This window comes from Candidatus Ruminimicrobiellum ovillum, assembly GCF_002392975.1.
Lineage (GTDB): Bacteria > Elusimicrobiota > Endomicrobiia > Endomicrobiales > Endomicrobiaceae > Ruminimicrobiellum > Ruminimicrobiellum ovillum.
Window position 1 is genome coordinate 49,803 of record NZ_DGIC01000010.1, and the last position, 25,814, is coordinate 75,616.

At 32.3% G+C, this 25,814-nt stretch carries 26 protein-coding genes; 4 read left to right on the forward strand and 22 right to left on the reverse strand.

All coding sequences use genetic code 11. From position 1 onward, the window contains the following. Both B2Y85_RS04930 and mnmE read left to right on the forward strand, forming a co-directional pair. A partial coding sequence (locus tag B2Y85_RS04930) for a protein jag (protein WP_372519363.1) occupies window positions 1-318 on the forward strand: 318 nt, incomplete at its 5' end. Next, a complete protein-coding gene (gene mnmE / locus B2Y85_RS04935) occupies window positions 318-1,709 on the forward strand; it encodes a tRNA uridine-5-carboxymethylaminomethyl(34) synthesis GTPase MnmE (protein WP_372519364.1) in 1,392 nt (463 codons plus the stop codon). The genes B2Y85_RS04930 and mnmE, both read left to right, overlap by 1 nt. Before the next feature lie 3 nt (window positions 1,710-1,712). Here the strand turns inward: mnmE and B2Y85_RS04940 are convergent, their stop codons facing one another. The 19 genes from B2Y85_RS04940 to metG form a co-directional block, all read right to left on the reverse strand. After that, on the reverse strand, window positions 1,713-2,411 hold the full coding sequence (locus tag B2Y85_RS04940; protein ID WP_372519365.1) for a L,D-transpeptidase family protein: 699 nt from the start codon (window positions 2,409-2,411) through the stop codon (window positions 1,713-1,715). 58 nt (window positions 2,412-2,469) lie between these two features. After that, window positions 2,470-4,110 (reverse strand): arginine--tRNA ligase, encoded by a 1,641-nt coding sequence (gene argS / locus B2Y85_RS04945; RefSeq protein WP_372519366.1) that lies wholly within the window; start codon window positions 4,108-4,110, stop codon window positions 2,470-2,472. Between the two features lie 435 nt (window positions 4,111-4,545). Next, a complete protein-coding gene (locus tag B2Y85_RS04950; protein WP_372519367.1) occupies window positions 4,546-5,160 on the reverse strand; it encodes an outer membrane beta-barrel protein in 615 nt (204 codons plus the stop codon). A 411-nt stretch (window positions 5,161-5,571) separates the two neighbouring features. Beyond that, the gene (locus B2Y85_RS04955; RefSeq protein WP_372519368.1) at window positions 5,572-6,171 is read right to left on the reverse strand and encodes an outer membrane beta-barrel protein; all 600 of its coding nucleotides are present in this window, start codon (window positions 6,169-6,171) and stop codon (window positions 5,572-5,574) included. Between the two features lie 127 nt (window positions 6,172-6,298). Further along, window positions 6,299-6,919: an outer membrane beta-barrel protein gene (locus B2Y85_RS04960; RefSeq protein ID WP_372519369.1), complete on the reverse strand. Its 621-nt coding sequence runs from the start codon at window positions 6,917-6,919 to the stop codon at window positions 6,299-6,301. Between the two features lie 745 nt (window positions 6,920-7,664). Beyond that, window positions 7,665-8,609, reverse strand: coding sequence for a thiamine pyrophosphate-dependent enzyme (locus B2Y85_RS04965; protein WP_372519370.1), 945 nt, complete (start codon window positions 8,607-8,609; stop codon window positions 7,665-7,667). A 20-nt stretch (window positions 8,610-8,629) separates the two neighbouring features. Beyond that, window positions 8,630-9,835, reverse strand: a complete 1,206-nt coding sequence (locus tag B2Y85_RS04970) for a transketolase C-terminal domain-containing protein (RefSeq protein WP_372519371.1) — start codon at window positions 9,833-9,835, stop codon at window positions 8,630-8,632. 31 nt (window positions 9,836-9,866) lie between these two features. After that, on the reverse strand, window positions 9,867-10,157 hold the full coding sequence (locus tag B2Y85_RS04975; protein WP_372519372.1) for a 4Fe-4S binding protein: 291 nt from the start codon (window positions 10,155-10,157) through the stop codon (window positions 9,867-9,869). Between the two features lie 37 nt (window positions 10,158-10,194). Further along, window positions 10,195-10,773 (reverse strand): 2-oxoacid:acceptor oxidoreductase family protein, encoded by a 579-nt coding sequence (locus tag B2Y85_RS04980; protein ID WP_372519373.1) that lies wholly within the window; start codon window positions 10,771-10,773, stop codon window positions 10,195-10,197. Window positions 10,774-10,983: 210 nt separating this feature from the next. Then, window positions 10,984-11,586 (reverse strand): recombination mediator RecR, encoded by a 603-nt coding sequence (gene recR / locus B2Y85_RS04985; protein WP_372519374.1) that lies wholly within the window; start codon window positions 11,584-11,586, stop codon window positions 10,984-10,986. 3 nt (window positions 11,587-11,589) lie between these two features. After that, window positions 11,590-13,329 carry a DNA polymerase III subunit gamma/tau gene (gene dnaX / locus B2Y85_RS04990; protein ID WP_372519375.1) on the reverse strand — a complete coding sequence of 580 codons (1,740 nt, stop codon included), beginning with the start codon at window positions 13,327-13,329 and terminating at the stop codon, window positions 11,590-11,592. Window positions 13,330-13,516: 187 nt separating this feature from the next. Continuing rightward, entirely contained in the window at window positions 13,517-14,305 is a 789-nt protein-coding gene (locus tag B2Y85_RS04995; protein ID WP_372519376.1) for a hypothetical protein, read from the reverse strand. Window position 14,306: 1 nt separating this feature from the next. Then, on the reverse strand, window positions 14,307-14,846 hold the full coding sequence (locus B2Y85_RS05000) for a hypothetical protein (RefSeq protein WP_372519377.1): 540 nt from the start codon (window positions 14,844-14,846) through the stop codon (window positions 14,307-14,309). A 72-nt stretch (window positions 14,847-14,918) separates the two neighbouring features. Further along, the gene (locus B2Y85_RS05005) at window positions 14,919-15,479 is read right to left on the reverse strand and encodes a class II aldolase/adducin family protein (RefSeq protein ID WP_372519378.1); all 561 of its coding nucleotides are present in this window, start codon (window positions 15,477-15,479) and stop codon (window positions 14,919-14,921) included. Between the two features lie 9 nt (window positions 15,480-15,488). Further along, window positions 15,489-16,322: a G5 and 3D domain-containing protein gene (locus B2Y85_RS05010; RefSeq protein ID WP_372519379.1), complete on the reverse strand. Its 834-nt coding sequence runs from the start codon at window positions 16,320-16,322 to the stop codon at window positions 15,489-15,491. After that, window positions 16,309-16,914: a TatD family nuclease-associated radical SAM protein gene (locus B2Y85_RS05015; RefSeq protein ID WP_372519380.1), complete on the reverse strand. Its 606-nt coding sequence runs from the start codon at window positions 16,912-16,914 to the stop codon at window positions 16,309-16,311. Before B2Y85_RS05015 ends, B2Y85_RS05010 begins: the two co-directional genes overlap by 14 nt. 69 nt (window positions 16,915-16,983) lie before the next feature. After that, window positions 16,984-17,751, reverse strand: coding sequence for a TatD family hydrolase (locus tag B2Y85_RS05020; RefSeq protein ID WP_372519381.1), 768 nt, complete (start codon window positions 17,749-17,751; stop codon window positions 16,984-16,986). Between the two features lie 199 nt (window positions 17,752-17,950). Further along, a complete protein-coding gene (locus B2Y85_RS05025) occupies window positions 17,951-18,610 on the reverse strand; it encodes an outer membrane beta-barrel protein (RefSeq protein ID WP_372519382.1) in 660 nt (219 codons plus the stop codon). 59 nt (window positions 18,611-18,669) lie between these two features. Then, window positions 18,670-20,223 carry a methionine--tRNA ligase gene (gene metG, locus B2Y85_RS05030; protein ID WP_372519383.1) on the reverse strand — a complete coding sequence of 518 codons (1,554 nt, stop codon included), beginning with the start codon at window positions 20,221-20,223 and terminating at the stop codon, window positions 18,670-18,672. Window positions 20,224-20,332: 109 nt separating this feature from the next. Here metG and B2Y85_RS05035 point away from each other — a divergent pair, with 109 nt between their 5' ends. Both B2Y85_RS05035 and B2Y85_RS05040 read left to right on the forward strand, forming a co-directional pair. Then, window positions 20,333-22,693: a UvrD-helicase domain-containing protein gene (locus B2Y85_RS05035; protein WP_372519384.1), complete on the forward strand. Its 2,361-nt coding sequence runs from the start codon at window positions 20,333-20,335 to the stop codon at window positions 22,691-22,693. Further along, window positions 22,686-23,258 (forward strand): hypothetical protein, encoded by a 573-nt coding sequence (locus B2Y85_RS05040; protein WP_372519385.1) that lies wholly within the window; start codon window positions 22,686-22,688, stop codon window positions 23,256-23,258. The genes B2Y85_RS05035 and B2Y85_RS05040 overlap by 8 nt, the downstream gene beginning before the upstream one ends. Before the next feature lie 282 nt (window positions 23,259-23,540). On the opposite strand, the gene B2Y85_RS05045 is transcribed toward B2Y85_RS05040, so the two are convergent. From B2Y85_RS05045 to B2Y85_RS05055, 3 genes are all read right to left on the reverse strand, one after another. Then, window positions 23,541-24,875, reverse strand: coding sequence for an ATP-binding protein (locus tag B2Y85_RS05045; protein WP_372519386.1), 1,335 nt, complete (start codon window positions 24,873-24,875; stop codon window positions 23,541-23,543). Window positions 24,876-25,007: 132 nt separating this feature from the next. Next, a complete protein-coding gene (locus tag B2Y85_RS05050) occupies window positions 25,008-25,400 on the reverse strand; it encodes a hypothetical protein (protein WP_372519387.1) in 393 nt (130 codons plus the stop codon). Between the two features lie 55 nt (window positions 25,401-25,455). After that, entirely contained in the window at window positions 25,456-25,800 is a 345-nt protein-coding gene (locus B2Y85_RS05055; protein WP_372519388.1) for a hypothetical protein, read from the reverse strand. Window positions 25,801-25,814: the final 14 nt, after the last annotated feature.

Below are 25,814 nucleotides of genomic sequence, written 5' to 3' on the forward strand. Positions count from 1 at the left end.
AGAAGCGGACAGTCTTTAAATGCTTTGGAATATGTTGTTCAGCTTATGTTAAACACAAATCCTTCAACAAGAGCCAAAGTTACTATTGATACCGAAAATTACAGACAAAAACAACAGGAAAGATTGAAAGCAATTATAAATAAAGCAATAGAATATGTTAAGAGAACAAAAAAAATATACAGATTCGATCCGATGTCCGCAAAAGACAGAAAATTTATTCACCAATATTTTAAAGAAATCGGCGGTTTTGACACTTTTTCCGAAGGAGAAGGTGCAATGAGAAAAGTCGGTGTAAAGTTATCGATAGATAAAAATTAATGAACTTATTTAAACAGGAAGATACTATAGTAGCTCTTGCTACAGGCAATATAAAATCCGCTTTGGCTATCATAAGAATAAGTGGTAGTATTGCAAAAACGGTAGTATCTTCCGTTTTTTTTACAAAAAATCGTAACCCCGTAACAATAGAAGACAGAAAAGTTTACCACGGTTACATTTACGATAACGATAAAAAACTTGATGAAGTAATTTTATATTATTTAAAAGCTCCTCACACATATACGGGTGAAGATACCGTTGAAATATCTACACACGGTAATCCTTTAATAGTTCAAAAAATAGTAAATTTGTTATTATCGAAAGGTATAAGGCCTGCAGATAAAGGAGAATTTACTTACAGAGCTTTTATAAATAATAAAATGGACTTATCCGAAGCCGAAGCGGTGAACGAACTTATAAACAGTTCAAATTCCAAATCGGTGGAACTTGCGCTGAATTCGTTGCAAGGTTCACTATCTAACAAAATAAAAAATATTAAACAGGATTTAACTACATTGTTTGCATATTTGGAAGTATCGCTCGATTATCCGCAGGAAGATATAGACTTTTTAACAAGAGATCAGAAAAAAGAAAGTATGCAAAAAATTATTTCTCAATTAAACGATTTAATATCTTCTTATTCTTTAAGTAAACTTATAACAAATGGTATAAAAATCGCAATTGTAGGAAAACCCAATGCAGGTAAATCTTCAATACTTAATTCAATATTGGGATATCAAAGAGCAATAGTTACCGATATTGCCGGAACAACCACTGATACTATAGAAGAAACGGTAGAATATAACGGAATTTCCATTACGATTATAGATACTGCCGGAATAAGATATCATACAACAAACACTATAGAAAAAATCGGACAGGAAAGATCGAAATCTTCAATAGAAGTTGCGGACATAATTTTGTGGATTACAGATTCAAGTATAGACTTTGATGATAACGATAAACAAATCGCGAATTTATTAAAAGACAAACAAGCTAAAACTATTGTCGTTTTAAATAAATCCGATTTACAACAAAAAATTTCTTTAACCGAACTTAAAAAAGTTGCAAACATAAACACGGTTATAAACTTTTCAACGGTAACAAAAACTCCTATAGAAACTATCTTAAACAAAATTTTTGAGTTAATGAATTTAACGGATATTGAAGAAAACACTAATGTATTGCTAAACACAAGGCAATACAACCTGATTTGTAAAGTTCAGGAGCATTTAAACAAAATTTTGGAACTTATTAATAAAGGTGACAGTGATGAAATCGTTTCTTTTGAAACACAAAATGCATTAAATTCTTTAAACGAAATTTTAGGTATTGATGCAAAAGAAGATATTTTGCATACCGTATTTTCAAAATTCTGCGTGGGAAAATAAATTTTAATCTCCGAATTGATGTTCGTATTCGTAAATAACTATCTTTGTTTTCTTTGTTGTATTCTGAAGAATTTTCATCATGCTTTCTTCATCAACGGCTATGCAACCTGCGGTATAATCTTTGTTTCCTTTTACATGAATAAAAATATTTGAACCGTTAGGAAAAACATTTTTAGGATTAAAATCTATACATAATGCATAATTATATTGAGGAATATAATCCATTAAGTGTTCACCTTTACATTCGTGTTTTGCTTTTCTTGCATCTATAATTTGGTTATAATATTTACAATCTTCGTCACATGCATACATATCGTTAGTTATATCAATATATTTCAAAGTTGTTCCCGGATTCATTTTTTTACCGAAAGCAAATGTAGGGTTAAACTCTCCGATAGGAGTCTTTAAATCCCCTTCTTTTTCTTTACCTAACCCTCTTTTTCCTATAAAAGCATCCGTTGCTAAAATAAGGTCCCAGCCGCTGTCTTGGGTTTTATCTTTTATATACATTTTTAAAATTGCATTAGTATTTTCTACGGGAGTTATACATATTACTTCTTGAACTTTTTTATCGGTTTGATATTTGTTTAATATAGGATTTCTGTTTATCGTTTGAACTTCAGGAGCCTTCTTTGCATAAACGGACATACTAAAAAATAACACTACCGCTACCGAAAATGCTAATACATTTTTTATTTTCATGTTTTTTCTCCCTATTCACTTCAAATCTTCTATTCTTCTAAATTGCATTCGGCAATTTTTACATCTTATTCGGTGCGGATACACCGAGCAAATCAAGCCCTACAGTAATTATAATCGATACCGCTTTTAACAGTTGTATTCTTGCTTTTTCAAGTTCTTTATCTTCGCCCAACACTCTGCACTTTTCATAGAATCTGTGATAAATATCTGCAGTTTCTATTAAGTATGTGGTTAAATGGTGCGGACTTTTTGTTTTGTCGCATATAAGCAATGTATCTTCGAAAGATATCAATTTTTTTATTAAATCTTTTTCTTCTTTTGTGCTTAACAAACTTAAATTTGCGGTTGAAGAATCTTCTTTATAATCTTTTAAAATAGATTGGCATCTTGCATTAACATATTGAACATAAAATACGGGGTTTTCGCTTGTTTGTTTTTTTGCAAGTTCCAAATCAAACTCAAGTTGTGAGTCCGGTGCTCTTAACAAAAAGAAAAATCTGCAGGCATCCGTTCCTACTTCGTCCAAGACATCTTTAAGTGTTATAAATTCACCGCTTCTTGTAGACATTGCAACAGGTTGTCCGTTCCTGACCAAACTTACAAGCTGATAAAGTATAACTTTTAATGCCTCTTTTTTCTGACCGAGCATTTGAATTGCCGCCATAATTCTTGCAACATATCCGTGATGATCCGCTCCCCACAAATTTATAACCTGAGCAAATTCTCTTTCGTATTTGTTTTTATGATATGCAACATCGGATGCCAAATAAGTGTATCTTCCATCGGTTCTTCTTAAAACCCTGTCTTTATCGTCTCCGTACAAAGTGGATTTTAACCACAATGCTCCGTCTTGTTCGAAAGCATCACCTTTTTCTTTTAAGTATTGGCAAACATTATCTACTTGTGTTTTACCGTTTTCATCTTTATCGGAAGCGATTTTAGATTCGGAAAACCAACTGTCGAAATTTACCCTGAACTGTTCCAAATCTTTTTTTATTGTTTCCAATATTCTTGTATGAGACTCTTTTTTAAAATCTATTTCTTCAAACTTTTTACCTTCGTTTATTAAATCTTGAGCTATATCTTTTATATATTCACCTTTATACCCGTCTTCCAAAAACGGTATATCTTCGCCTTTAAGTTGTCTGTATCTTGTTTTTGTGGATTCGCCCAAAACATTCATTTGGTTACCTACATCGTTAAGATAATATTCTTTAACGACATTGTAGCCCAAATGTTTTAATATTCTTGAAAGGGAATCACCTATTGCGGCACCTCTTCCGTGACCGATATGTAAAGGGCCTGTAGGGTTGGCCGAAACGAACTCCACCATAATTTTATCTTTGTTTACATTTTCCTGTTTTGCATAATCTTGTTTTTTAGATAATATTTTGTTTAGTTCCTGCTGTAAAAATTCGTCGGTAAAATGTAAATTTATAAAACCTGCACCTGCTATTTCGGCAAATTTTATTGTGCCGGAAAATTCTTTGGAAATAATTTCTATAAGTTCTGTTGCTATAATTCTCGGATTTGTTCTTACTTTTTTTGCAATTATCATTGCAGCATTCAAAGCCAAGTCCGCATTGATATTTTTAGGAGGAATTTCCACAACAAAAGATATTTGTTCTTCTATTCCTTTAGATTTTGCAAAATTGTTTATTGTATTTTTTAATTGTTCTTCAAAATTAAATTTTAACATTTTGTATTTCCTTGAAATTATTTCTTAAATTATACATTATTATTAAAACAATTAGTAATTAGAAATTAGTAATTAGCAATTTCGGAGTGCCTGCGGCACAATTTTTTATAGATTCCGGATCGGAGTCCGGAATGACAACAAACAACGAGATCCCGCATCAAGTGCGGGATGACAAAACGGATGGATTGCCACACCGACAAGTCGGCTCGCAATGACAAAATATTTTTGTACCTTATTCTTGGTGTTCAAAGACTTTCAATATTTTGAATTAGAACGAAGTATTTGGCAAATGAAGTGTACGTATAGCGATTGGTACTCGATTGAGCCAAATACAAAGTTATAATTCAAAAGATAAAGTCGCTTCGCTAAAACAAAAAAAAGAAGCACAGAAAGAAAAATTCTTCCTGTGCTTTAATTGTTTTTTATTGTAATGAATTAAATACTAAATTTATAACCTACTTTCAATTTAAGAGCTTTATATGTTGTATCAATTGTAAAAGGAGCTCCTTCAGGTTCCCATTTTCCATAAGTGAAAGAATAGAATAATTCAACTAAAAAGTTTTCTTTTATTGTTGTTCCCAAACCTATTCCCCAATATAATCCGTTCTTTGTATCTATAGAACCTTCATCAGTATCAATATCTACACTATTTATACCGTAACCTACTTGAGCTATAGGATAAATATTGTTGAACACATCATTATTCAAGGCAATATCATATTTTGCCTGAACAAAAAGATTTGTTGTTCCTACTTTTGAAGATCCGACTGCTCCATCTTCATCCACTTCACTTGGAATAACATATTCCAAACCGAAACCTAATGCAATTTGAGGATCAACATAATAGAAGAAATCTGCTCCCAAAGAAACTGTGGATTTTAAATCAACATCTTGATCCCTAGTTTCTCCCATAAAACTTGCTTCACCGTTAATTGTAGGGCTAAAAAGAACTCCCAATTTTCCGTCAATTTCCATACTGCCTTTTTCTGCTGCAAATGCAGGTGCTACCATTGCTGCTGCCAACAATACTACTGCTAACAACTTTCTCATTTACTGCCTCCTTTTTTAAAGTTACTACAACTTTGTTTTATTCTATATATTTTACATGTTTATTGTCAACGACGGAACAACGAATTTAGAAGATTGGATGATTAGAAGTTATAAAGATTTTTTATTTTTTATAGATTCCGGATCGGAGTCCGGAATGACAATAAACAACGAGATCCCGCATCAAGTGCGGGATGACAAAACGGATGGATTGCCACGGCAACAAGTTGCCTCGCAATGACAAACAACTGCTTTTTAAAATTTTAACTTTACTAACAAAATGTAAGGATAGAGAGAGAGAAAAAAAATATTTGTGAGTGAAACAAAAAATTCCCGAGCTGTAGTGTACGAAAGTGAAACGGTACATGAAGCTCGGGAATTTGAAGTTGTAACTAAAATATTTCTGTTTGTTTATTATAGAGCGAATTTATAACCAATGTTAATAGTCGTTGCAGTATATTGTATATCTCCTGACATTCCGTCTTCACTCACACTGCCGTTAGATGAAGATATTAATAATTCAACTATAAAATTATCTTTTATTATTGTTCCTGCACCGAAACCTAAATATATACCCATATCAGCAGTTCTGGACTCGCCTGCTGCTTCCATAGATACACTGCTTCCTCCGATTTGTCCTATTAAATATATGCTTGTAAAAATATCAGATTCTATTTTTGCTTCAGGTTTTACCGCTACATAAAAATTTGTTACTCCAATTTCAGGCTTTTCACCTTCTATCTCTTTAGCATTTGCTTTAAGGCCGTAACTTATACCTGCACCTACAGACAAATTGTCCATTAATCCGTAAAAGAATTCTGCTCCTAAAGAAATGGCAGGTATTTCCGTTTTGATGCTCATTCCCATACCATCCGGCATATCATCATAACTTGTACTTAAATCATTATTTACACCTAAACCTAATTTTGCATTTATGGATTTATCTCCTTTTTGTGCAAATACAGGTGCTACAAGTGCTACTGCTAATATTAAAGCCAATAAACTTTTTTTCATTATTTTTTTCTCCTTATATAAAAAATTATTTCATAATTTTTTGCTTATAGCTTAGAGCTTACAGTTTATAGTTTTCGGTAAAATTTTGTTTCATAAAATTTATATTAAACTACAAGCCACAAACTGCTTACAATGCAAATTTGTAACCTACATTAATTGTTGTTGCAGTATATTGTACATCCATATCTACAGGGGGGAACATAGAACCTTTTTCCAATGTTAAGTTAGCAGATGAACATACAAGTTCTACAATTATACAATCCATTATCGTTGTTCCTATACCGAAACCTAAATATAAGCCGCTCTTAATATCTAATGACGGTGCACCGGAAGCATCAATTTCTGCTCTTCCCATAGCCAAACCGATTTGACCGATTAAATATATGCTTGAGAAAATATTTGAATCTATTTTTGCCTCGGGTTTTATTGCTGCATAAATGTTTGTTGTTCCAACTTTCAAAGGCATAAAATCTTTACTTTTTGATTTTGAATCAAGACCATAATTTACACCTAAACCTACAGACAAGTTGTCCATTAATCCGTAAAAAAATTCTGCGCCTAACGAAACCGGCATTTCCATATCAAATTTGTAATCAAAACCAGGTCCACCAATTGCACTAATATCTGCAAAAACATTATTGTTTACTCCCAAACCCAACTTTGCATTTACGGACATATCTCCTTTTGCTGCAAATGCAGGTGCTACCATTGCTGCTGCCAACAATACTACTGCTAACAACTTTTTCATTTACTGCCTCCTTTTTTTGTTTTACCACGATGTTTATTTATTTTATTATTTATTGTGTTTATTGTCAACGACGGAAAAATGGAGGGATGGAGAGATGGAGGAATGGATGTATAGAGGTATGGAAACGACAACGACGGAAAGACAGGTGAAGAGGTGAATGGGTGAAAGGGTGAAAAGTTTTCGGAGTGCCTGCGGCACAATTTTTTATAGATTCCGGATCGGAGTCCGGAATGACAACAAACAACGAGATCCCGCATCAAGTGCGGGATGACAAAACGGATGGATTGCCACACCGACAAGTCGGCTCGCAATGACAAAATATTTTTATACATTATTCTTAGCAATCAAAGGATTTTAAAATTTTAAGCTATAACGAAATATTTGCCGACTGAAGATTATACCTTTTAAAAATTTATGAAATAAATTTTTAGGCAATATGTAGATTTTATATCATATTTTTAAATTTACCAATAAAATGTAAGGGCAGGAAAATAGTTTAGATTTTGAGATGAAATGAAGAAATGCAAGAGCGCCATGTGCGTGAATAGCACATAAACTCTTGCATTTCAAAAATATATTTTTAACTTTACCAATAAAATATAAGGGCATAAAAAAACTGCATAGTTTGTCGGTGAACTGAAGTGTTTTAAAATTGCGGTGTACATTAGCGAAGCGGTACATAAGATTTTAAAACACAAAAGTGTAATCAAAAATATGCAGTTTTTTTGTTATATTGTAGCCTTATTTATTTTATAACTTCTTCGCCGCAGAGGTTGCAAATCTTCTCCCACTTTGCATCAACATCTGCTTGAATATTAGCCAACAATTCAGCATTTTGAGGTTTTAACAAATGTTTGAATCTTGACTGATATTTGAAGAATTCGCCAACAGGAAGTTTCTTTCCGCCTCTTGGTTTCTTTGTCATTTTGTATTTACCGTTTACTACTTCATAAACAGGCCAAATGCATGTATCAACAGCAAGTCTTACCATTTCCATTGAATCTTCAGGTTTGCATCCCCAACCGAGTCTGCAAGGTGTTAATACATTGATAAATGTAGGACCGTCTGTGTTCAAAGCTTTTTGAACTTTTGTAATATAATCGTTGAAATCACCGATTATAGCTTGTGCTGCATAAGGAACATTGTGAGCTGCAATTATTGCAGTCAAATCTTTTTTAGGTTGTTCTTTACCTTGTTTAACTTTACCTACAGGTGATGTAGTTGCACTTGCACCTTGAGGTGTAGCACTGCTTCTTTGAATACCTGTGTTCATGTATGCTTCGTTGTTATAGCAAACATAAAGCATTCTGTGACCTCTTTCCATAGCTCCCGACAATGATTGTAAACCGATATCATAGGTTCCGCCGTCACCGCCGAATGCTATAAATCTGATAGGTTCATCTTTTATTTTGCCTTGTCTTATTAAACTTTTGTATGCTGCTTCTACTCCGGAACATGTAGCTGCGGAGTTTTCGAATGCACTGTGGAAAAACGGAGTTTTCCAAGCTGTGTAAGGAAATACTGAAGTTGAAACTTCCAAACAACCCGTTGCACTTACAACAACAACAGGCATATTTTCAGCTGCTATAAGAGTTTGTCTTGCAACAACACCTGCACCACAACCGGCACAAAGTCTGTGACCGCCTGTAACTCTTTCGGCATTTTTACTTAATTCTTTTAAATTTGCCATTTTTATATTCTCCTAATTTATTATTTTATTCTTACATTAATATATTCAACTGTTTTTGAAGCTTGAGCTTTACCTTTTGCAACTTCGTCCAAATGTTTGAAAACATCTGCAATGTGGGTCATATCGATTTCTCTTCCGCCCAAACCGTATACATAGTTTTCTGTTTTAGGACCGGTTACGCCGTTAGCATACATAGCTGCTACAACATCTGAATATACCGGTGCAAATGTGCCTGAGCAAGAATCTGCTCTGTCCAACACTGCCAATGCTTTAACATTAGCTAAATCTTTTGCAATTTCGTCTGCAGGGAAAGGTCTGAAAATTCTTATTTTTATAAGACCTGCTTTTATTCCCTTTTCTCTTAATTCGTTAATAACTGCTTTTGTTGTTCCTGCCGCGGAACCGATTGTAACGATAGCAACTTCAGCATCGTCCATTTTATATTTTTCATAAAATCCGTATTCTCTGCCGAATTTGTTTTTGAAATCTTTTGCTACATCAAGAATAATCTTCTTGGCATCTCTTTGTGCTTGTGCCAACTGATATCTGTGTTCGAAATAATAATCCTGCATTTCGATTGAACCCAATGTGAAAGGTCTCTTATAATCCAACAAATATCTTTCAGGTTTATATGTACCTACAAATTCTTTTACGTCTTCATCAGGATATACTTCCGCAGCTGCCATACAGTGAGAAATAATGAATCCGTCTGTTGTTACCATTGTAGGTAACTTTGCGGTTTCTGCGATTCTTACCGATTGAATCATATTATCATAAGCTTCTTGAGGATCTTCCGAATAAATTTGTATCCAACCTGCATCTCTTGCACCCATTGTATCCGATTGATCACCGTGAATGTTAATAGGAGCAGACAATGCTCTGTTAACTTCTGCCATAACGATAGGAAGTCTTAAACCTGCTGCGATATAAAGCATTTCCCACATTAAAGCAAAACCTTGTGATGATGTTCCCGTCATTGCTCTTGCACCTGCAACAGATGCTGCAATTGTTGCTGACATTGCGGAATGTTCACTTTCCACCGCAACAAATTCCGTAGGAACTTTACCGTCTGCTACAAATTGTGAAAATATTTGAACTATTTCTGTTGCCGGCGTTATAGGATAAGCAGCAACAACATCAGGAGCTATTTGTCTCATAGCTTCTGCCATCATTTCGTTACCAGTTTTGGCAACTATTTTTCCTTTAGAAAATATTGGCTTTACCATTATTATTTACCCCTTTAAAATTTTCTTTAAATTATTTCTTTTCCGCTTCCATTGTTATTGCGCCGAACTTACATTCTTTAGAACAAATACCGCAACCTTTGCAATGGTCATAATCTATACCGGTAACTTTACCGTCTGCTACTTGTATTGATGCATCCGGGCAATATATCCAGCAAATCATACAAGCTTTACATTTTTCTTTGCTCCATACAGGCTTAATGGATCTCCAAGGACCTGTTTTAAACTGAGCTGCTGTTCCAGCTTCTACTATTCCACCTGCAGGAAGTTCTGCAGCTGTAGGTTTTTTTTCTTCGTTTTTCATTTTATTCTCCATATATTTGAATCTGTTTTTTTACAAATTATGAATTTTTTACTTCGTCATATGCTCTTTGTATTGAAGTAATGTTTCCGTCAATAACTTCTGGTTTGCTTCTGAATTTAACTTCGAGTTTTGCTCTTGTATCTTTCAAAACACCTTCGATATCGAGTGTGCCGATAACTTTTACCAAAGCACCTAACATCGGAGTATTAGGTCTGTTTTGACCTATTGTTTCATTTGAAATTTTTGATGCATCTACAACATAAACCTGCTCTTTTGCAATACCGAGTTTTTTTGCCATTTCTTCTGCTGAAAAAGAGGTATTAACAATAACTTTACCTTGTGTTCCCACACCTTCGGTAACATCTACGGCTTCTATCAATGAAGGATCCAAAATAACAACATAGTTCGGTTCCGTAACAGAGCAATGAACTGTAATAGGTTCATCACTAACTCTGTTGAAAGATTGAACAGGTGCACCCATTCTTTCAGGACCGTATTCCGGAAAAGCTTGGATATACTTTCCGGTTGATAAAACAGCTTGTGCAAATAATAGAGCTGCGGTTTTTGCACCTTGTCCGCCTCTACCATGCCAACGAACTTCAATCATCTTTGACATCTTCTACTCCTTTTGCGAAATTTAATATTTTGTTTGCGATTTTATATACAAAAAAGAACACTGATAAGAAGAATTTTATACCATTTTCATATATAAAACTCTCTTATCGGCAAACTGCACAATTTCGACAATTTTTATAGATAAAATTTTATCTGTTTATAAATTATATGTCAATGAATTTAGATTAGTATAACTTTTTTAGTTTTTTACTTACATTTCTTTTCGGCCGGCAATAGCTTTTGAAATGGTAACTTCATCGGCATATTCGATATCGCCGCCTACAGGCATACCGTAACCGAGCCTTGAAACTTTTATACCCAACGGTTTTATTAACTGGGCAAGATAAACCGCAGTTGTTTCCCCCTTGGAATCCATATCCGTGGCAAGTATAACTTCTTTTATACTGTCTTGTTTTAATCTGGTAATAAGTTGGTTAATTCTTATATCTTTGGGACCTATGGCATCAAGCGGAGATAATGCACCGCCCAACACGAAATACAATCCGTTATAATCTTCGTTTTTTACTTTACTTACGGCTATTAAATCCTGCGGACTTTCAACAACACATAAAAGTTCTTTATTCCTTGTATTATCGGAACATATCGGGCAAGGATCGGATTCGCTTAAATTGTAACATATAGAGCATACTTTAACCTTTTGCCTTGCATTTTGTATTGCCTCAACAAAAGATTTTGCTTCCACATCGGACATTTTTAATATGTGATAACATAACCTTTCAGCCATTTTCGGGCCTACGCCGGGCAATTTTTTTACAACTTCTATCATTTTTTCAACTGTTTGAGGTCTGTTCATTTATTATTCTTCCGTTTCCGTATCGGAACTTCCGTCAGATTTTTCGTTATCGCCCGATTTGGCGCTGTCTTTAGCTTTTTTTACTGCAATTCCGCCGAACTTTTTTGCGATACTTTCTATTTTTGAAGGAACGGCGGTTTTTGCCGTTTCTTTAAAATCTTCAACTACAACAAATTTTTCCCGTGCCGGTTGTTCTTCTTCGGTTTCGATTTTTATATCTTCTTTTATAACTCCGCCTTTTTGTGCAATTTCATCAAGCACCATAGAAACTTTTATTTCTCTTCCGCTTTTTCTTGTCATAAGTTTTTGTATAGTTTCCTGATGCATTTTTATCATATTTAAAGATAAAGGACTCGGAACTGCAATTTGAAATGTGTTTGCATTTAATTCTTTAACCGTAGCATCTTTTAAAGTTTGGGCAGACATAGGATGTTTCCTTGAAAATTCGGCAACTATTTCTTTCCATAATCCCATTAAATCGTAGTCAAAAGAGTCCGCCATTGTTACAACAGTATCTTCTTCAACCGGCTCGTTTATTGCAGCAGGTTGTGATATTTCATTATTTGTAACAATTTTTTCAACTTTCACTTCTTTTAGTTCAGGCATACTTGCAAGATTGTGTTTACCTAACTCGTTTATTTTGCTGATAAGTTCGGCAACATTGTAGTACGGTTCCGCCATTTTTAAAAGATAAAGTTCCAACAACATTCTGGGTTGATCGTGCCATTTCATTTCTTCCAAAGCTTTGGATATTAAGTTACCCATTCTTATAAATCTTGATATCGGAAACAACACTTTTTGTCTGTCGTACAATTTTTTATCTTCCGTTGAAACATCGGAAAGATCAGGGTTTACGGAAAATATCATAAGTTGCCTTAAATGATCTCTTAAATCCCTTGCAAATTGTAAAACATTATAACCGTCTTCATAAACCTGTTTACATATTTTCATTATCGATTCAACATCGTTTTGTGCAATATAGTCTATTGTTTTGGATATTATTTCTTTCGGCAAAAGTCCTATCAAATTTCTTATATATTCTTCGGTTATTTTACCGGTAGTTGCAGATATTGCCTGATCTAACAAACTTAAAGCATCTCTCATTGAACCACCGGAAGCATTTATTATTATTTTAAGTGCTTCATCTTCGATTTCAAAGTTATCTTTTTGAGCAATATTTTTTATTGCTTTTGCTATTTCGTTTGTAGATAAAAGTCTGAATCTGTACTTTTGGCATCTTGAAAGAATTGTTATAGGAACTTTATGTTGCTCCGTTGTAGCCAAAATAAAAATTACATGTTCAGGCGGTTCTTCCAATGTTTTAAGTAAGGCATTAAATGCACCTGTAGACAGCTGGTGAACTTCGTCTATAATATAAATTTTATATTTCGAAGATGTCGCACCGAACTTAACATTTTCTCTTATTTCTCTTATATTATCTACGCCCGTATTTGATGCGGCATCTATTTCCATAACATCTATACTTTGGTTCTTTGCTATTTCAATACAATTTTGACATTTTCCGCACGGTTCCGGGGTAGGACCTTCTTTACAGTTAAGAGCTTTGGCAAAAATTCTTGCCATAGTTGTTTTACCCGTACCTCTGGGACCGCTGAATAAATAAGCATGAGCAACTTTATCTTCTTTAATTGCATTTTTTAAAGTTTGTGATATATGGTCCTGACCGATAACTTCATCAAAAGTCGTAGGCCTAAATTTTCTTGCTAAAACTAAATATGACATGCTATACTCCAATTTATAAAAATTATTTTATAATTTTTAGTTGAAAGGTTGAACGAGCTTCGCTCCGGTGAATGGGTGAATAGTTTAATGTATTTTTGCTTTGCAAAAATCTAATTTTTACAACAAGCCTTTCACCCTTTAACCCTTTCACCTATTCAACATAAATAAAATCACTTTATGATTTTATTTATATAAGGTCGGCAGGTTTTTCTCTCGGTGCCAACTTTATGCTGTACAATACAAAAAAACCCGCTATAATTGCTCCGACAAAATATATACACCACAAATAAGTGTAATATCTTCCGAACATTGCAAAAAAGCCAGATAACAAAAACGATCCGGGCAATATTATAAGACCTGTTTCAAGGTATCTCCATTTCGTTTTCATTTTAGTGTAAATGTGTCCTAACATGTAGTTGTGTCTTCTGTGCCTTACAAATGCGGCGGCAAGAAGAATAAGTCCTACAGGAGAAACCAACTGACAAATAAGGTGAACCATTATCAACTGTATTTTGGAATCACCGGAAAACCATGTTGCATCGTACAAATGAATATTTCCAACAGTTGCAATAATTTTTGAACCGTCAACCGCAATTGAATTTATAAGAGCAAACATTATACCCATCAAAATTCCTATTCCGTAAGCTGCAACAACAGAAGATTTCGGCGCACCGCTTTTTCCCGGAACCCAATGCAAAATTCCTACAAAAATCGAAGGTGCGATTATTCCCATAATAAAGAATTGTCTTGCAGAATTTATAATCATCGGCCAAGGGTGCGGACCTATAATATTTTGTAACGGTCTTGTAATAAAATATATACCGAACATTACAAATGCGGCAAACAATTTTTGGTATCCTATTTCACCGAACATAAACTTTCTTATTCTGCTTACTCTTATAACTTCAATTGCCATAACGAAATACACAATACCCGTTATTATAGGCACTAATAAATTAACTAACATTTCCTGCATTTTAATCTCCCACCGTTATAGTTAAATCTTTATGTTTAATTTTGTTATTTTTTAAGTCAGAAGATTCGGTAACAAAAAATACCGGATGTTGTTTGTCTTCATCCTTTACAACTTCACAATGAACTGTCTTTTTCAACATTGTAAAAAAACTTAAATTCGGATCATTATAAACAATTTCAACGGCAACAAAATCTTTACTGCTTAACAAATTTTTAGACAATTTTTTACTGAAAACATCTATTTTATCTAAAGCAAATACCAAATAAAGTTTTTGATAATCAATATTTCCCGGATTTATAAATATAAAATCTTCGTTATCAAAATGGTAACACAGTTGAACTTTTTTTGTTCTTTTACCTATACACATCAATCTGTGCGAACCGAACCTTTTATTTGATGTATATAATATATCAACCGTTCCTGTTTTTGTTCTTGTTTTAAGAGCTTTATCCGTAGGTTTCAGTACGGAAATCAAGCCTTTTTTTTCTAAATATTTAAATACTTTTGTCGAAGATTTTACGGGTTTTAATGTTATCTGCATTTTAATCGCACTTTACCAAATATTTTCAATATGCATTATATAAAATTTTACATACTTTTCATAATGTTAATTTTATCGGCTGAATTGTTTATATACTTTACTCAAATATAAAATTTTCGATGCATTTTCTATTACGGAAAGATACATGCTTGCCTGTTCCAAATTTTTACCTGCGGCAAAAGCACCGTGCCCTTTTATAATTGCACATTTGTATTTTGATATAAGTTCGGGAATCTTTTTTGCCACTTCATCCGAACCTATAGTTTCTTTACAATCAAGTACGGGAATTTGCGGTAAATAAAGCCGACCTTCGCTGTCTATAGGTTTTATAACTTTATTATGCAACGATAACACCGTAGCATATATTGTGTGACCGTGAGCAATAGCTTTAATTTCGGAATTTTTCAAATATATTGCTCTGTGAACTTTAGCTTCAAGCGATGCAAGTTTATCTTTTTTGTCATTGTTTAAATTTATTCTGACAATATCTTTTTTTGTAAGATAGCCCAACATCGCACCGTGCCTTTTTATCAGTATTTCATTACCGTCTCTTATACTTATGTTACCGGAATGAGAATGGTTTAGCCCTTGTTCATACAAAATTTTACCGAACAATATCATATCTTTTATCATTTTTTCACCTTACCAAGTATTGGATTTTTCAAGAATATATACCGTAACTTCTCTAAACATCCACGACTTTTCTTCTTCGGCATTATTTACGCCCAAATCTATTCTGTCACCTTTTATCGCAGAACCAGTATCACCTGCGTATCCGTAACCGTAACCGGAAATATACAGTCTTGTTCTTAACGGTATAACTTTCGGATCAACGGCAACTATACCTCTTTGCATTTTTTGTCCCAAAAAAGTTATTGTTCCGTCTTTCCAGGCTAAAGGATCTCCCGGATAATATGCCGTTGCCACCATTTTCATTCTTTTGGCTTTGGATAAATCGTATATTTTTTCTATGTTATTATTTTTATCCAACAACAACAATCTGTAAAAACTTATTGAATATGACAACTGTTTATCGTATACAATACTTTCCAGTTTCGAGTCGTGAAAAACTTGTGTTATGTCCGAATCGGTATATTTTACTATACCTTTTTGCAACTCAACTTTTCTTAAGTTAGAATTGTATATTTTGTGCCATGTAGGTCTGAAATCCGTTTTGCTTGCCGTTTTCGATTTTACTTTGTTCACTCTTACTATTTTTATTTTTGAGTTCGGTTTTACAGGTTTATCCAAAGGAGAATATACAATATCGTTTTCACCTAATACTATGTTGTTATCCTGTAAAATATCTTTTAATATTTTATTTTTGTCGTACTGTATCGGTATGATTTTACCGTCAACCATAATACAACTTTTTTTAGATAGTACAGAGTTTGTATTTAATATAAAAGTTATTAATAAAATTATTATCGGAATATATAAAAGTCTGACAAACTTTTTTATCTCAATATTCTTCATACTCGTCTAAATACGGTCTTACTCTAAAGTGTACCCCTAACGGTTTTACTACTTCTTTAACTTTCGATACATCAAGCCCGGGAAGTTCCACCGCCGTAACAACTACGGTAGGAATATATTCTTTTGCGGCTTGCGCAAACTTTAAAATTTCGTTAAACGATTCTTCTTTAAACATAGGATTATTTATTTTGTTATGTTCCTGCGGGTTTGAACCGTTAAGACTTATTGAAATAACATCTATTAAACCTTTAAGTTGCGGTAATATGTTTTTACCGTAATATCTGTTGGCAAGACCGGCAGTGTTTATTCTTACGGTTACATTTTTACTTTTTAACCATTTGGATATTTCTATAACTTCCGGTAACCTTATTAGAGCATCCCCGTAACCGCAAAATATTATTTCACCGTATTTTGTGGGGTCGCCTATAGATTCTATTACCTGTTCAACAGTAGGTTCTTTATCCAATCTTAAAGAATTTCCCCTGAATTTTCCTGCCCATTTGTGTTTTATGCAGTAAGGACATGCCATCATACAACGATTGGTTATATTAAGATACAAATTATTTGCATATACATAAGAATACTGTGCCATACTAAACTCCTTAAAAATCGCTCCGCGATTTTTACAACAAACCTTTCAACCTTTAACCCCTTCACCCTTTCAACTATTTTCTAAATTATACAACTTTATTGTGTTGTTTGTCGTTATATTACAAACATCTTCAAACGGAACACATTTTACTTCCGCTATTTTTTTTGCAACTTCAACTACATAAGAAGGTTCGTTTCTTGTTCCCCTGTAAAGTTGCGGTGCAAGATACGGACAATCGGTTTCAACCAAAATTTTGTCTAACGAAACATTTTCTATAACTCTTTTTAGTTTATTGCTTTTCGGATAAGTGCACGGTCCGTCTATACCGATTAAAAAGCCCATATCAACAACAACTTTTGCCTGTTCGTAACTGCCAGAAAAACAATGTATTACACCCTTAGGCAACTGTTTAAATGTTTTAAATATTTCCACCATATCATCGTAAGCATCTCTGCAATGTACACATATAGGTTTATTTATTTCAAGTGCCAAATTTATTTGTTTAACAAAAAGTTCTTTTTGTAACTGTTTATCGTAACCTTCGTAATGATAATCAAGACCGATTTCACCGACAGCAACACATTTTTTGTCACTTAACAAAGATTTTAATTTATTAAATAACTCTTCGTTAAATTTGTCTGCATCTTGAGGATGTAAACCGAACATGGAATAAATTTTTTCCTGTTTGGAAAGTTCGGCTACCTTATCCCATAACGGCGGTTCGCAACCTACTTCCAAAATATATTTTAGTCCGCTGCTGAATGCTCTGTTTAACACTTCTTGTCTGTCGGCATCAAAATGTGCATCGGTAGTATGTGCATGAGAATCTATTAACATCTTTTTTCTCCGATTATTATTTTATGGTTTAATATTATACCATTTTTGAGGTATGGAGGTATAGAAGGATGGAGGGATGGAAACGACAACGACGGAAAGGCAGGTGAAGAGGTGAATGGGTGAATAGTTGAAAGGTTTAATGACAAAAAAAAGAGCAGAGAAAAAAATCTCTGCTCTTTTATATATTCTAATTGTGGTATTAGAAGTGGTATACTATACCTACACTTATTAAAGAACCGTTGTTCAAATTAAAACCGAATTCATCTGCTTTAACCTTTATAAAATCTTCATCCACATCTACATGAACAAAAGTAAGTTCAGCAAAGTTAAGTTTAGCACCGATTGACCATGTTTCGTTTATACTGTAAGAAATTATAGGTGCAATACTAATTCCATAACCGGTAACTCCTATGGTAGGTACATCACCATTTTCTATAACATCAAGATCTGTTTTTGCATAGAAAAAAGAACCTTTCAAAATAATATCGACACCTGCTATCTTTGCTAAATAATATCTTACAAAAGGTGCTATTGCCGTTGTTTTAGCATCAGCAGAGAAAAATCCTGAGAACGGTAGGGAAGGAGACAATGTTTTACCGATATCTAAACCATAAAATTGAGTAACTCTTCCAGAAGAATATTCAAAGTCCAAACCGATATCCCATCTGTCAACTATGGTCCAACCAAATTCCGGTTCAACAGACCATGCTGTTGAAGATGTAGTGATAGCTCCATCATATAAATCATTATTAACGGATGCATAACCGAAACTTCCGCCTACCCACATGTTCTTTTCTGCTGCAAAAACAGGTGCTGCAAGTGCTACCGCCAAAAGCAATGCCAACAAACTTTTTTTCATTTTTTCTTTTTTTCTCCTTTTATTTTTATTTATGTACATTGTTCATTGTACATTATAAATTATACATTTTCTGTTTGTATTCTCGGGAACAGAATTTCGAATTTCCCGAGTTTCGTATCGCTCGGTGAAAAACCTTCTTTCGGTAACACTTTATCTTCAAAATATTTTTTTGCAACATCAATAATGTTACCGTTTCCGCCGTTTAATTGCCAAATCTTTTCGGAAAGTGTAGGCATAAACGGTATTAAATGTAATGCTATTAAATCCGTTGCCTGAAAATAGCAATACATGCAATCCGCAAGTTTTTTAGTATCTGTTTTTGCAAGTTTCCAAGGAGCATCCTGTTCTATTTGCTGGTTAATTAATGTTATTGCCTGCTGTAAAGTTTCCGATGCTTTATGGAACTGCATATTTTCGATTGACAGTCCGTAACCGTTATTTAAAATTTTTGCTACTTCTTTTGTTAAGTTATCTTCAATATCGGTTTTAGGAACTTTACCTTCAAAATATTTTTCCGCCATTTTGTTTGTTCTTGAAACAAGGTTACCCAAATTGTTTGCCAAATCAACATTATATTTTTTTGTAAGCGCTTCCATGGAAATGTCGCCGTCGGGACCGAACGGTATTAAAGATACCGCCAAATATCTTGCAGGATCCACACCGAACTTTTCTACAAGTTGAGCAGGTGTAATAACATTTCCCAACGTTTTAGACATTTTGTCTCCGTTAATTGTAAAAAATCCGTGAGCATAAACTCTTTTGTGTACCGGAATATCCGCACCCATTAAAAGTGCAGGCCAAATTACACTGTGGAACCACAAAATATCTTTTGCCATTAAATGTATATCCGCAGGCCAGTATTTAGAAAACATTTCTTTGTTATCTTTGTATCCGATAGCAGAAACATAGTTGATTAAAGCATCCACCCAAACATATACAGTTTGACTGTTATCGAAAGGTAACGGAATACCCCAATCAAGAGCGGCTCTCGAAATACTTATATCTTCAAGCCCCAATCTTAATTTTCCCAATATTTCGTTTCTTCTTTGTTCCGGTAAAACATCTATATGGTTAGGATTTGCGGGATTTTCTATCATGTCTATAAGTTGTTCGTTAAATTGTGAAAGTTTGAAAAAATAATTTTCTTCGGATTGAACCACGGGTTTTTTCTTGTGATCCGGGCAACAACCGTTTTCGTCCAAATCTTTTTCCGCAATAAACTTTTCGCAACCTACACAATATAAACCTTCATATTGTTTTTTGTATATAAGACCTTTATCGTAAAGTTTTTGCATTATCATTTGAACTGTTTCTTCGTGAAATTTGTCTGTCGTTCTTATAAAACCGTCGTTAGATATATTTAAAAGTTTCCAGGCCTCTTGAAAGTATCCGCTCATTTCATCACAAAGTTGTTTCGGTGTAACTCCTTTAGCTTGTGCGGACTGACAAATTTTTGCACCGTGTTCATCCGTTCCGGTTAAAAAATAAACTTCGTTATTTTGAAGTCTTTTCCAACGGGCAGCGATATCTGCGGCTATTGTAGTATAAGCATGACCTATATGAGGTCTGTCGTTAACATAATAAATCGGTGTTGTAATATAATACTTTTTCATTTTTATTTTTTCCTTCTTTAATTAAAATATTTTTTATAAGTATATCAAATTATTAAAAAAACCGATAATATTTAATATAATGTTTAATTATAAATATTCAGGTAACCGAATGAACATATTTATTACAACCAAACTGGAAAAACAATTAAAAAAGTATAACGATATCGACAGATTTAACTCGTTAATACAAAAACTTCAACAGGTTTCGGTTAACGAACTTTACGCTTTCAACAGTTTCGGATTCAAAAAGTTTAAAGGAACAAATAAAGTCGGTGCGATAGATTTGGGCAGCGACAGAATTATTTGTATGATGCTTTCCGATTATCCTTTACAAAACGATTACTGTTTTAATCAATATTATTCCAATCAAGACATTTATAATACACTGCTTTTATTTTTTATAGCAAAGCATGACCAACAACAAGATAAAGCTTTTTTCCTGGATAAGAACAACTATATTCAACAAGATTTCATTGATACAAACGATAAACAGGTTGACACAATTGTTGAAGATACACAAACAACTTTTAAAGATTTAAACAGACAGGAAGTGTTAACCATAAAACAAAATTTTTCGTTGCACAGTAAAGATATGCAACTTAAACTTCCAAGCATTCTTTCGGGAATTGCAGGCAGCGGTAAAACTGTTATTTCTATTCAAGTAATAAAAGAGTTGCAAAAAAAATATAACAACGAAAAAAAGATTCTTTATGTTACATATTCGGAAGGGTTAAGAAATTTTGTCGAAGAAAAGGTTAACGATTCATCCGTAGACATAAAAATTTTTAAAGATCTTTGTTTATTGCTTGAAAATAAATACGAAAACAAAAAAATTTTAGATACAAACATTATTCAAAGTGCCGCCCGTTTTGAAAAAGAATTTTTGGATACAAGAAACAAAAAATATCAAAAGTTTATAAGAGAAAATAAAAATTTAATTTACAGTGAAATTTGCGGAATATTGAAAGGTTCTATGTATGTTAATTGGGACAGAAAACTAAAAAAACAAAACGGACTAATAAACAATATTATCAATAAAAATTCTTATATTAACAGTGACGAAAAAATTCCGGACGATTATAAAGCATTCAACAAAGAAGACAGAGAAACATTGTATAACCTTACATTGGAATATAATAAATGGTTGCAAAACAGAAACATGTTCGACATGAACGATATTGCATTCGATCTTTGCACTACCATAGAAACAAAAAACATAAAATACGATTACATTATAGTTGACGAAATTCAAGATTTAACCGAAGTTCAAATTTACATGCTTTTCTTATTGTCCGACAAGAAAGGTCTTATTTTTACAGGTGATCCGAACCAGGTAATAAACCCGACATTTTTTAAAATCGGTCGACTTGAAAAATTGTTTAACGATAACGCGGTAAAAGCATTTAAAACAAGATTAAACGAAAATTTCAGAAATTCCACCGACATAACAAAACTTATAAATTTGGTTAACGAAATAAGAGACGAAAAGTTGCCTGCAAGGCACCACGAAGATAAAGTGCCCGAAATTACAAGAAACAATAATGCGGGAAAGTTCGGAATAATAAAATACAGCGACAGCAACAAAAAAATACTTTTTAACGGACTTGAGAACAAAGACCTTGATGTTGCAATAATAGTTTCCGACGAACAAAAAAAAGAGTCGCTGAAAAAAGAGTTTCCGCACCTTGCAAACATTTTTACCGTATCGGAAATTAAAGGCAGAGAATATCCCAACATTATAACTTACAATGTGTTGTCGGACTATTTTTCAATATTCCAAAATTTTTATAATTATGATTGGAAAAAAGACAGAAATTATGACTTTTATTTTAACCAGTTTTATGTTGCCATCACAAGAGGAGAACACAACATTTATTTATTGGAAGAAAAAAACGATATTGAACTGATAAACGATATTGTTTCGAAAATGAATAAATACGAAATTAAATATACTTTAATCGATACCATAAACAACATAAACGAAATTTCGTTAAGTTTGAATGAAGCGACCGACGAAAGATATTATTTGAAAGCATTGAACTTTTTTAACAACGAAGAATTTGAAAAAGCAAAAGAACATTTTGAAAAAGTAACAAAATATAATATTGATGAAACAAAAAGCATGATAGAAATTTGCAACAAATTTTTGTTGGAACCGAACATGAACTATAACGAAAAAGCAGATTTATTGTTTTCTTATAAACAATACGGCCTTGCAAAAAAATATTATGAAAAAGATTATAATTTTGAGCTATATTCTATTATGAGTTTGTATCAGAACAATTTTGAAGATTTTGAAAAAGTTTTGTTTGCAAAAAAATTAAACATCGAACAACTTTACGATAAATATGATTTTGCAAAACAGGAAATAGACAAATATTTCGACTACAAAATTTATGAACTAAAAAACATATACACAAAAATAGAAAATTCAACAACAAAAATAGTAAAGGAGTTAACCGATGAGTGATTTTATAAACAAAGTAAACGAACTTAAAAAATATGCTGCGGAAATTTCTCAAGCTCTTAACAGGTTTGAAGAACTTAATTTAACCATAGAAACCATTAACGAACTAAACAAAAAAACTGTTGAGTTGAAGAACAATTATGAACAAATTGTTGCTATATTACAAAAAGTTGAAACTGCCAAAAAGTCGGTTGAACCGTTGGAAAATATAAGGAAAACGGTAGATTCAATAAACACTACAATTCAAGGTGTAAAAAAGAATATTGCCAACTTTGAAAAGATGCAACAAAAATTTGAAGAATTGGAAAAACTCGATATAGAAAAACAGTTAACAAAAATCGAAGAATTTTATAATAAAGTTTCCGTTGTAAGCGAAAAGATAAGTTTGGCAGACAATTTTTTTAACACATTGGACAGCATAAACAAAAAGTTGGAAAACATAGAAAAGAAGTTACCTAACAGAGTGTTACCGAGAATTCCGATAAACCCTATAAGAAGACCCGGAGTAATACCAAGGCCGATAAATCCGATATCAAGAATTATTCCGAAACCACCGATTAAAAAATAATTTACAATGTACAATGAATGTAAAAAACAAAAAGAGAAAGCAAAAATGCTTGTTTGAAAAAATAGTATTGTTAATAGTGTGGATAAAAATATTCTCATTTATTGTCTGTAACCGGCATTATTCTATCATCTAATTTTTTAAAATACCCAATAAACTTTTTATACAAACCATTATTAATACATTGTTTTGTCATATCTTTTATTTCTCGAATGCCCCACGATTATTATTATGTAATATTTTTATAATTTCGCCTGTTAAAAACCAAATTTATTTTGAACCGACTTATTTTTCTTTTAAAAATCTCTTTAATAAAAATGCTAAAAAATATGGAAATGTATAAAATTTATTATTAAAGCCGATATTTTTTCTGCCTAATTTTATACCATATTTTATATCTGTATATTGTTCTTTTTCTATAAGATTATTTAAAGAATTTGTTGAGCCATCAATTGCTTTAACTTCAACAGGAATTAAAGAAGATTTATCTCTAACTAAGAAATCCATTTCTATAGTTCCTTTTTCATTTTTATAAAAATACAATGAGTAACCTTCTTTAACTAACATATCACCGATAATATTTTCGTATATTGCACCTTTATAAGTATTAAAATTTTTATTTTGTCGTAAATCGTCTTGTGCTTCATCATCTAATGAAGCAATAAGTAAGCTTGTATCTGAAAAATATATTTTAAAATTATCGGGATTATAGTTACCCTTTAACGGCAAATTTAATTGTTGCATACAGTAACAAATATTTATTATTCCTGCATTGCTAAGCCAATCAACTACACCGACATATTCTCTTGACCTTGCACCTTTTGAAATTTGAGATATTTTAAATTTTTTATTATCTTCACCAAGAAATACCGGTATTTTTCTATATACATTCAATATTTTACCTTTATCAAGTCCACCCGCATATTTAGTTATATCTTCTTCGTAATCCAAAAGTATTTGTTTTTGCAAATTTAAAATACCGCTATAATTTTTATTTTTCACAAAAGTATTAACAATTGCAGGCATTCCGCCGACTGTCATATATTCATTAAAATTTTCAAACATTACATCCAATTCTATTTTTGATAAAGGAACAAGCTTTATCATTTTTTCAAACATATCTTCTATTTGAGATTTTTTATATCCTTTTGCCCATAAAAATTCTTCAAAGTCCATAGAATACATTTGATAATCTTGTTTATAACCTACACTGTTAGATTCTATTTCGTTATAATTTATTCCCATTAATGAGCCGGAACATATAACATCAAACCTGCCGTCTTGTTTAAAAAATTTTAAACTTGTTGCACAATTAATGCATTCCTGCATTTCATCAAAAAATATTAATGTTTCGTTAGGAATAAATTCTAAATTAGGATTCTTAAAAGAAATATTTTTTATTATTGTATTAACTTCAAAACCATCATCAAAAATATCCTTAAATTGTTTTTGTATAACAAAATTTATTTCTATTACTTTTTTATAATTTTTATTTGCAAAGTTTCTTATAGATTCTGTTTTACCGATTTGCCTTGCACCTTTAACTATTAAAGGCAATCTGTCTGTATCTTGTTTCCATTGTATAAGAAAATTATCTATTTTTCTTTTTAAAAGTTCCATATTTACCACCTGTTAAAGTGTTATTTTTAATAAGTATATCACAAAATTCTCACAAAATCAACAAGCGTTTTTCACAAAATTCCAAAAGAAATCAATGCTACTTTTCACAAAATTCCAACATTATCCTATCATCTAATTTTTTAATATTTCCTGTATCTTTTGTTTTATTTCGTTTATACTTTTTTTTGCTTTGTTATAATCTTTTACTAAAGAAAGTTTGTTAGGGTCACCATTATATATTGCATCTGCCAAACTTACTAAAAATGTAATATCAACATTAAGTTCCGCATCCAATGCTGCTGTGATTTGGTCTTTGGTTAATTCTTGTGATTTGGGAACATCCCTGTTTAAATCGGAAAGTGTTTCTTCGGTTTGTTCCTGCCCGCCAACGATTATTTTTCCGTTACCGATTGTTGCTTTTGTTGTTGTATTTGGAAAACACAAAAACGGAAAAGAAACAGGAAAAGCAAAAATGCTTGTTTGGAAAAATATTATTGTTAATAATATTGATAAAAGTTTTCTCATTTAACAAATAATAGAAAAAATATTTTAAATTAAAATATTTTTTAAAAAGAAAGCATTAAATATATTTAAAGTTTCCTATTAATACATATGTGCTATTTTTTTCTAAAACCTCATAAGATTTATTCATATAATTTGTATCTTTTAATATTCCCACTCCAACAGTTCCTAAATATTTATTTTCAGTATTATTATGTTTATGGACTATAATATCTCCTTTATATCGTGCAGAACAAAGAAATAAATTTCCCTCTCTATTTCCAAAAATTTGATTTTTAAAAGATTTAAAAATTACAGCTGTTGGAGAAATTTCATAAATGACTTCTCCTTCAATTTCATTTGTACCATTAGAACTTTTAAAATTCCATGGTTCTCCAACACATAAAATAAGTTTTTTATCCATTTTAATCTCTCAAT

Bases quoted from the DNA above. Each gene is read 5' to 3' on its own strand.
- B2Y85_RS05005 (WP_372519378.1), bottom strand. From the start codon at position 15,479: ATGATAAAAGATATGATATTGTTCGGTAAAATTTTGTATGAACAAGGG.
- B2Y85_RS04965 (WP_372519370.1), bottom strand. From the start codon at position 8,609: ATGGCAAATTTAAAAGAATTAAGTAAAAATGCCGAAAGAGTTACAGGC.
- B2Y85_RS05010 (WP_372519379.1), bottom strand. From the start codon at position 16,322: ATGAAGAATATTGAGATAAAAAAGTTTGTCAGACTTTTATATATTCCG.
- B2Y85_RS04960 (WP_372519369.1), bottom strand. From the start codon at position 6,919: ATGAAAAAGTTGTTAGCAGTAGTATTGTTGGCAGCAGCAATGGTAGCA.
- B2Y85_RS05055 (WP_372519388.1), bottom strand. From the start codon at position 25,800: ATGGATAAAAAACTTATTTTATGTGTTGGAGAACCATGGAATTTTAAA.
- metG (WP_372519383.1), bottom strand. From the start codon at position 20,223: ATGAAAAAGTATTATATTACAACACCGATTTATTATGTTAACGACAGA.
- B2Y85_RS04995 (WP_372519376.1), bottom strand. From the start codon at position 14,305: ATGCAGGAAATGTTAGTTAATTTATTAGTGCCTATAATAACGGGTATT.
- B2Y85_RS04950 (WP_372519367.1), bottom strand. From the start codon at position 5,160: ATGAGAAAGTTGTTAGCAGTAGTATTGTTGGCAGCAGCAATGGTAGCA.
- B2Y85_RS05040 (WP_372519385.1), top strand. From the start codon at position 22,686: ATGAGTGATTTTATAAACAAAGTAAACGAACTTAAAAAATATGCTGCG.
- B2Y85_RS05045 (WP_372519386.1), bottom strand. From the start codon at position 24,875: ATGGAACTTTTAAAAAGAAAAATAGATAATTTTCTTATACAATGGAAA.
- dnaX (WP_372519375.1), bottom strand. From the start codon at position 13,329: ATGTCATATTTAGTTTTAGCAAGAAAATTTAGGCCTACGACTTTTGAT.
- B2Y85_RS04975 (WP_372519372.1), bottom strand. From the start codon at position 10,157: ATGAAAAACGAAGAAAAAAAACCTACAGCTGCAGAACTTCCTGCAGGT.
- B2Y85_RS04940 (WP_372519365.1), bottom strand. From the start codon at position 2,411: ATGAAAATAAAAAATGTATTAGCATTTTCGGTAGCGGTAGTGTTATTT.
- B2Y85_RS05020 (WP_372519381.1), bottom strand. From the start codon at position 17,751: ATGTTAATAGATTCTCATGCACATACTACCGATGCACATTTTGATGCC.
- B2Y85_RS05035 (WP_372519384.1), top strand. From the start codon at position 20,333: ATGAACATATTTATTACAACCAAACTGGAAAAACAATTAAAAAAGTAT.
- B2Y85_RS05025 (WP_372519382.1), bottom strand. From the start codon at position 18,610: ATGAAAAAAAGTTTGTTGGCATTGCTTTTGGCGGTAGCACTTGCAGCA.
- argS (WP_372519366.1), bottom strand. From the start codon at position 4,110: ATGTTAAAATTTAATTTTGAAGAACAATTAAAAAATACAATAAACAAT.
- B2Y85_RS04955 (WP_372519368.1), bottom strand. From the start codon at position 6,171: ATGAAAAAAAGTTTATTGGCTTTAATATTAGCAGTAGCACTTGTAGCA.
- mnmE (WP_372519364.1), top strand. From the start codon at position 318: ATGAACTTATTTAAACAGGAAGATACTATAGTAGCTCTTGCTACAGGC.
- B2Y85_RS05050 (WP_372519387.1), bottom strand. From the start codon at position 25,400: ATGAGAAAACTTTTATCAATATTATTAACAATAATATTTTTCCAAACA.
- B2Y85_RS04970 (WP_372519371.1), bottom strand. From the start codon at position 9,835: ATGGTAAAGCCAATATTTTCTAAAGGAAAAATAGTTGCCAAAACTGGT.
- recR (WP_372519374.1), bottom strand. From the start codon at position 11,586: ATGAACAGACCTCAAACAGTTGAAAAAATGATAGAAGTTGTAAAAAAA.
- B2Y85_RS04980 (WP_372519373.1), bottom strand. From the start codon at position 10,773: ATGTCAAAGATGATTGAAGTTCGTTGGCATGGTAGAGGCGGACAAGGT.
- B2Y85_RS05015 (WP_372519380.1), bottom strand. From the start codon at position 16,914: ATGGCACAGTATTCTTATGTATATGCAAATAATTTGTATCTTAATATA.
- B2Y85_RS05000 (WP_372519377.1), bottom strand. From the start codon at position 14,846: ATGCAGATAACATTAAAACCCGTAAAATCTTCGACAAAAGTATTTAAA.